General features: G+C 67.7%; 10 protein-coding genes. 4 read left to right on the forward strand and 6 right to left on the reverse strand.

The genetic code is table 11. From position 1 onward, the window contains the following. Positions 1-9: 9 nt before the first annotated feature. Genes ssuC through HMPREF2716_RS27460 form a run of 3 tightly spaced genes read left to right on the forward strand, consistent with a single transcriptional unit; the run spans position 10 to position 1,875 of the window. Positions 10-798 (forward strand): aliphatic sulfonate ABC transporter permease SsuC, encoded by a 789-nt coding sequence (ssuC, locus tag HMPREF2716_RS27450; RefSeq protein ID WP_003102309.1) that lies wholly within the window; start codon positions 10-12, stop codon positions 796-798. Further along, a complete protein-coding gene (ssuB, locus tag HMPREF2716_RS27455; RefSeq protein WP_003102311.1) occupies positions 795-1,619 on the forward strand; it encodes an aliphatic sulfonates ABC transporter ATP-binding protein in 825 nt (274 codons plus the stop codon). The genes ssuC and ssuB overlap by 4 nt, the downstream gene beginning before the upstream one ends. 40 nt (positions 1,620-1,659) lie before the next feature. Beyond that, a complete protein-coding gene (locus HMPREF2716_RS27460) occupies positions 1,660-1,875 on the forward strand; it encodes a TOBE domain-containing protein (protein WP_003091900.1) in 216 nt (71 codons plus the stop codon). 179 nt (positions 1,876-2,054) lie between these two features. Here the strand turns inward: HMPREF2716_RS27460 and HMPREF2716_RS27465 are convergent, their stop codons facing one another. The 6 genes from HMPREF2716_RS27465 to HMPREF2716_RS27490 form a co-directional block, all read right to left on the reverse strand. Then, complete coding sequence (locus HMPREF2716_RS27465; protein WP_003091899.1) at positions 2,055-2,393, reverse strand: HopJ type III effector protein; 339 nt, start codon at positions 2,391-2,393, stop codon at positions 2,055-2,057. 51 nt (positions 2,394-2,444) lie between these two features. Further along, positions 2,445-2,756 carry a DUF1244 domain-containing protein gene (locus HMPREF2716_RS27470; RefSeq protein ID WP_003091898.1) on the reverse strand — a complete coding sequence of 104 codons (312 nt, stop codon included), beginning with the start codon at positions 2,754-2,756 and terminating at the stop codon, positions 2,445-2,447. Between the two features lie 128 nt (positions 2,757-2,884). Further along, positions 2,885-3,256: a dihydroneopterin triphosphate 2'-epimerase gene (folX, locus tag HMPREF2716_RS27475; protein ID WP_003091897.1), complete on the reverse strand. Its 372-nt coding sequence runs from the start codon at positions 3,254-3,256 to the stop codon at positions 2,885-2,887. A 1-nt stretch (position 3,257) separates the two neighbouring features. Continuing rightward, complete coding sequence (gene folE, locus HMPREF2716_RS27480; RefSeq protein WP_003091896.1) at positions 3,258-3,818, reverse strand: GTP cyclohydrolase I FolE; 561 nt, start codon at positions 3,816-3,818, stop codon at positions 3,258-3,260. A gap of 17 nt (positions 3,819-3,835) precedes the next feature. Further along, positions 3,836-4,540 (reverse strand): dihydromonapterin reductase, encoded by a 705-nt coding sequence (folM, locus tag HMPREF2716_RS27485; protein ID WP_003091895.1) that lies wholly within the window; start codon positions 4,538-4,540, stop codon positions 3,836-3,838. Positions 4,541-4,650: 110 nt separating this feature from the next. Further along, positions 4,651-5,208: a putative antibiotic biosynthesis monooxygenase gene (locus HMPREF2716_RS27490; RefSeq protein WP_003102317.1), complete on the reverse strand. Its 558-nt coding sequence runs from the start codon at positions 5,206-5,208 to the stop codon at positions 4,651-4,653. A gap of 279 nt (positions 5,209-5,487) precedes the next feature. On the opposite strand from HMPREF2716_RS27490, the gene HMPREF2716_RS27495 reads away from it, so the two are divergent. Continuing rightward, the gene (locus tag HMPREF2716_RS27495) at positions 5,488-5,940 is read left to right on the forward strand and encodes a flavodoxin (RefSeq protein ID WP_003102319.1); all 453 of its coding nucleotides are present in this window, start codon (positions 5,488-5,490) and stop codon (positions 5,938-5,940) included. The last annotated feature ends 190 nt before the right edge of the window (positions 5,941-6,130 follow it).

Consider the following 6,130-nt stretch of genomic DNA (forward strand, 5'->3'; position numbering starts at 1 on the left):
GCGAACGACATGAGCATTTCCAAACGACTGGCCGAGCGCCTGGCGCCCTGGGCGCTGCCGCTGGTCCTGCTGGCGGTGTGGCAGGCGGCGGTTGAGTTCGGCTGGCTGTCCAGCCGCATCCTCCCCGCGCCCAGCGCCGTACTCGAGGCCGGCTGGGCGCTGCTGCGCAGCGGCGAGATCTGGCAGCACCTGGCGATCAGCGGCTGGCGCGCGGCGATCGGCTTTCTCATCGGCGGCGCCATCGGCCTGGTGCTGGGCTTCGTCACCGGCCTGTCGAAGTGGGGCGAACGCTTCCTCGACAGTTCGGTGCAGATGATCCGCAACGTGCCGCACCTGGCGCTGATCCCGCTGGTGATCCTGTGGTTCGGCATCGACGAGTCGGCGAAGATCTTCCTGGTCGCCCTCGGCACGCTGTTCCCGATCTACCTGAACACCTACCACGGCATCCGCGGCATCGACCCCGGCCTGCTGGAGATGGCGCGCAGCTACGGGTTGTCCGGCTTCGCCCTGTTCCGCCAGGTGATCCTGCCCGGCGCGCTGCCGTCGATCCTGGTCGGGGTGCGCTTCGCCCTCGGCTTCATGTGGTTGACCCTGATCGTCGCCGAGACCATTTCCGCCAGCTCCGGCATCGGTTACCTGGCGATGAACGCCCGCGAGTTCCTGCAGACCGACGTGGTGGTCCTGGCGATCCTGCTCTATGCCGTCCTCGGCAAGCTCGCCGACCTCGCCGCCCGCGGCCTGGAACGCGTCTGGCTACGCTGGCACCCGGCCTACCAGGTCAAGGGAGGTGGCGCATGAATGCCCACAACGCCGCCCTTGGCGGCACTCCGCAGCGCCTCAAGCGCGGTATACCGCTGGCCCTGCGCGGAGTGGCGCGGCGCTTCGGCGAGCGCGAGGTGCTCAAGGACATCGACCTGCTGGTTCCGGCCGGGCAGTTCGTCGCTATCGTTGGCCGCAGCGGCTGCGGCAAGAGCACCTTGCTGCGCCTGCTGGCCGGCCTCGACCAGCCCAGCCGCGGCGAGTTGCTGGCCGGCTCGGCGGCGCTGGCCGAGGCCCGCGAGGACACCCGGCTGATGTTCCAGGACTCGCGCCTGCTGCCGTGGAAGCGGGTGATCGACAACGTCGGCCTTGGCCTGCGCGGCGACTGGCGGGCGAAGGCCCTGCAGGCGCTGCGGGCGGTCGGCCTGGCCGAGCGTGCCAACGAGTGGCCGGCGGCCCTGTCCGGCGGGCAGAAGCAGCGCGTCGCGCTGGCTCGCGCGCTGATCCACGAGCCGCGCCTGCTGTTGCTCGACGAGCCGCTCGGCGCGCTCGATGCGCTGACCCGGATCGAGATGCAGCAACTGATCGAAGGACTCTGGCGCGAACACGGTTTCACCGTCCTGCTGGTCACCCACGACGTCAGCGAGGCGGTGGCGGTGGCCGACCGGGTGATCCTCATCGAGGACGGCGAGATCGGCCTCGACCTGCCGGTGGAATTGCCCCGGCCGCGCTCGCGTGGCTCGGCGCGACTGGCCGCGCTGGAAGCCGAAGTGCTCAACCGGGTGCTGGCGCAGCCGGAGCTGCCGCCGCAACCCGAGCCCGTTTCACCCCTGCCCACGCAACTGCGCTGGGCGCTCTAAGCAACCATGCCTCGTTCCGAATCCCCCCAGGAGAAACGCCATGACCATCAAAGCCATCAACGTTCGTAACCAGTTCAAGGGCACCGTGAAGGAAATCATCGAAGGGCCGGTGCTCTCCGAGATCGACGTGCAGACCGCCGCCGGGATCGTCACTTCGGTGATCACCACGCGTTCGGTGAAGGAACTGGAGCTGGCCATCGGTAGCGAAGTGATCGCCTTCGTCAAGTCCACCGAGGTCTCCATCGCCAAGCTGTGACGCTGGCTGCGCCGCGCTTGCGGCGGCGAGAAGGGCGGGGACCCCGATGGGGCCCCGCCTTTTTTCGTCGCGTATCGGCAAGGCCGGCCGGTGGCGACGGCTGGCGTGGGTCGCTATGGAGCGGTCGGTAGGGCGAATAACCGCTCGCGGTTATCCGCCGTGGGGGCGACCGGGACTTCTCAGCCCCGGCGCGACAGGGGCTGGCGCTCGAAATGCACGCCGGCCAGGCCGGTCTGTTGCAGGGCGCGGATGTTGGCGTGGTCGTCGCCTTCCGGGTTGTCGCGCACCGCACGGTAGTGCTCGCCGAAGGCCAGCAGGGTTTCCTCGAGGCTGAGGCCCTCGAGGATGGCGAAGCCCAGGGTCTTGCAGGAACCTTCGTTCTGCCCGGCCGGGTTGCTCACGCTGCCGTTGTCGAAGGCGCTCGGCGTGTAGCTGTAGTGCTCGGCGATGAACGCCAGGGTGTCGGTGAACAGGTGGTGTTCGCTGCGCAGACGCGCGCGGAAGTCGGTCAGGGTCATCGAAACAGGCTCATGGTGTCTGGGGCAGGGTTGGCAAGGGGCCCGGTGGCCTCAGGCGTTGCCCTGGCTCTTGGCGAAGGCGGCCTGTTGTTCCGGGCTCGCTTCTTTCTGGTACTTGGCTTTCCACTCGGCATAGGGCATGCCGTAGATCTCTTCGCGGGCCTGGTCATTGCTGACTTCCACCCCGAGGTCGTCGGCGGCGGCCTTGTACCACTTGGACAGGCAGTTGCGGCAGAAACCGGCGAGGTTCATCAGGTCGATGTTCTGCACGTCCTTGCGGGTCTGCAAATGATGGACCAGGGTGCGGAAGGCGGCGGCTTCGAGTTCCAGGCGTTGCTGTTCGGTGAGGTTGGCTGCGGTCATGGCGGTGTTTCTCGACGATGGCTCGGGGCAGGGTGAAGGCACAGGGCCAGGTCCGGCGATGATAAGAGTTGGCGCGGCCGGCGGGCAACGCTTGTGCGCGTCTTCGCGCGGTTCGCTCGTCGGCCGCCTCAGCGATGGCCGGCGAGGGTGATCGAGACCGACTCGGCGAAGCGCAGCGCGTGCGGCTTGTCCACTTCCACCTCGGCGTAGCGCACCGCCGGGTTCTCCATCACCAGGTCGAGGATTTCCTGGGTCATCCGTTCGAGCAGGGCGAAGCGGTTCTCCTCGACGTGGCGGATGATCGCCTTGGTGATGGTGCGGTAGTTCAGCGCGTGCTCGATGTCGTTGACCTCCACGGCGTCCGCGGCCGGGTAGAGGATGGTCAGGTTGATCAGCACGTCCTGCTTGTTGAGGATTTCCTCCTCCTTGATCCCGATGAAGGTGCGCAGGCGCAGGTCCTTGACGCGGATTCGCGCCATTCCCGGTTCCAGTCGCGGCATGTCACTTGCTCCTTCCGATCAATTGCAGAAATTCCTGGCGGGTGGTGTTCGAGTCGCGGAACGCGCCGAGCATCACCGAGGTGAACATCTGCGAGTTCTGCTTCTCCACCCCGCGCATCATCATGCACATGTGCTGGGCCTCGATCACTACCGCCACGCCAGCGGCGCTGGTCACCTGGCGGACCGCCTCGGCGATCTGCCGGGTGAGGTTCTCCTGGATCTGCAGGCGGCGGGCGAACATGTCGACGATCCGCGCCACCTTCGACAGGCCGAGCACCTTGCCGGTGGGAATGTACGCCACATGAGCCTTGCCGATGAAGGGCAGGAGGTGGTGTTCGCACAGGGAGTACAGCTCGATGTCGCGGACGATGACCATTTCATCGTTGTCCGAGGCGAACAGCGCGCCGTTGACGATTTCCTCCAGGGTCTGGCCATAGCCGTGGCAGAGGTACTGCATGGCCTTGGCCGCGCGCTTCGGGGTGTCGAGCAGGCCTTCGCGCTGCGGGTCTTCGCCGAGACCGACGAGGATCTCCCGGTAATGCTGGGAAAGTGCTGGGTTCATAAGGGGTCCTTGGCGCCTCACTTGACGTGGCGGCCGCCGTTCACGGTCAGGGTGGTCCCGGTGACGTAGGGGTTGTCCAACAGGTAGCGAAGGCTCTGGTAGATGACTTCCGGCCCCGGTTCGATGCCGAGGGCGGATTTCGCCAGGGTGCGGGCGCGGTATTCGGCGTCGTCCCCGTCGTTGAACATCACCAGTGCCGGTGAAATGGCGTTGACCTTGATCCTCGGCGCGAAGCGCGCGGCGAACGACAGGGTCAGGTTGTCCAGCCCGGCCTTGCTCGCGCAGTAGGCGATACGCCGGGCGCTGCCCTTGCGCGCCACGTCGTCGGTGAGGTGAACGATGTCGGCAGGCTGCGAGCGTTCCAGCAGCTCGGCGCAGTGCAGGTTGATCAGGTAGGGCGCGAGCATGTGCACGCTGAACAGTTGCTGGAACGCCTCGGCTTCGTGGCCGGGCGTCTCGGCGACCCAGTCCGAGGCGTTGTGGACGATCGCTCGCAGGCTGTCGGTATGCTGTCGGAGGGCCCCGATGAAGGCGAAGATGCCGGCCTCGCTGGCGAAGTCGGCGTGCAGGGTCAGCGCGCCGGCCTGGCGCAGTTCGTCCAGCGCCGGGCGTTCGCTGCGGTAGCTGACGATCACCGACTCGCCGTCGGCCAGCAGGCGGCGGGCGCAATGCAGGCCGACACGCTGGCTGGCGCCGGTGATCAGGATCGGGGCTGTCGCCATGGGACTCTCACAGCAGGCGAAGGGAATCGGATGGATGCAGGGTACCCGACTGAGCCAGTCGGGCAAAGCCTTGCGCTACGGCCCACCCCGCCGGGGTGGGCAGCAAGCCGTCAGTGCGCTTCCGGCAGGCTGGCGGCGCGCTGCGGGCGGCGGTGCAGCCAGGGGGCGAGCAGGCGGCTGGAGAGAGGGATGAACCAGTAGGTCATCAACGGGGTGAGGACCAGGGTGCTGAGCAGCACCCGCGCGGCCAGCGACAGCTCGCCGAGGTAGGGGCCGGCGCCGAGGTTGAAGGCCAGCGAGACCGGGAAGAACGCCAGCCAGATCGCCACGCTCTGCTTCCAGCGCGGCGGTTTGCGGTTGTCGTCGAACCAGGCGGCGAGTCCGTGGGCGCGGCGCTCGCGCGGTTCGTCGAAGAGTCCCTGGCCGCGTTCGAGCCAGGCCTGGCGCGAGGCGGAGTGGGCCCAGGCGGCGAGGGTGGCGTCGTCGGCGAAGCGAAAGATCATCTGGAATTCGTCTCCGCCGGCGGGCGGCGCCAGCGCCCCGGAGCCGAGGTAGCCGGGGAAGTCGGCGGCGAGGGCTTCGCCTTCGCGCTGCCAGGCGAGGAAGTCGCGGTAACGGCCGGCGGCGACGCGGCGGGCCACCAGCAGGGTAACGGGAGCGGTAGACATCGTGTATCTCCTGGAACGGTTGAGCGCGCTTCGTGGGCGCCCTCGGACAACGGCGCAGCGCCGGGGGTGGTGGGCTGCGTCGGAGGACAGGCAAGGATCGTTCCCGGCGTGGTGGCGAAGGTTCGCTGCCGTGTCTACGGCAGCGCGATGACATCCCGATGATAGGGTGCGCACCGAAATGGTGCTTTTGCAGCCTGTCTGCATTGATTCGGTGCGTCCCGCTCGGCGAACGCATGCGGCATAATGCCCGGCTTACCCCTGTTGGCTTACGGAGTGTTCATGAAAGTCGCCATTCTCTCCGGCTCGGTCTACGGCACCGCCGAAGAAGTCGCCCGGCACGCCCAGAAATTGCTGTCCGCGGCCGGCCTCGAGGCCTCCCATCTGCCCCGCGCCAGCCTCGACGAACTCAAGGCCTTCGCCCCCGAGGCATTCCTGGTGGTGACCTCGACCACCGGCATGGGCGAACTGCCGGACAACCTGCAACCGCTGTACTACGCGATCCGCGACCAACTGCCGGCCTGGCACGGCCTGCCGGGCGGGGTCATCGGCCTGGGCGATTCGAGCTACGGCGACACGTTCTGCGGTGGCGGCGAGCAGGTTCGCGAACTGTTCGGCGAACTGGGCGTGCGCGAAGTGCTGCCGATGCTGCGCCTGGATGCCAGCGAAACCGTTACCCCCGAGACCGACGCCGAGCCTTGGCTGGCCGAGTTCGCCGCCGCCCTCAAGGGCTGATCCCGGGCCTGCCCCGCCGAGGCGGCGGATAACCGCGTAGCGGTTATTCGCCCTACACGGGGAGGGAGCAAGCGGTAGGGCGAATAACGCCTCAGGCGTTATCCGCCGAAACGCCTGCCGAGGCGGCGGATAACCGCGAGGCGGTTATTCGCCCTGCACGGGGAGGGAGCAAGCGGTAGGGCGAATAACG

Source organism: Pseudomonas sp. HMSC076A11 (assembly GCF_001810205.1).
Classification (GTDB): Bacteria; Pseudomonadota; Gammaproteobacteria; order Pseudomonadales; family Pseudomonadaceae; genus Pseudomonas; species Pseudomonas aeruginosa.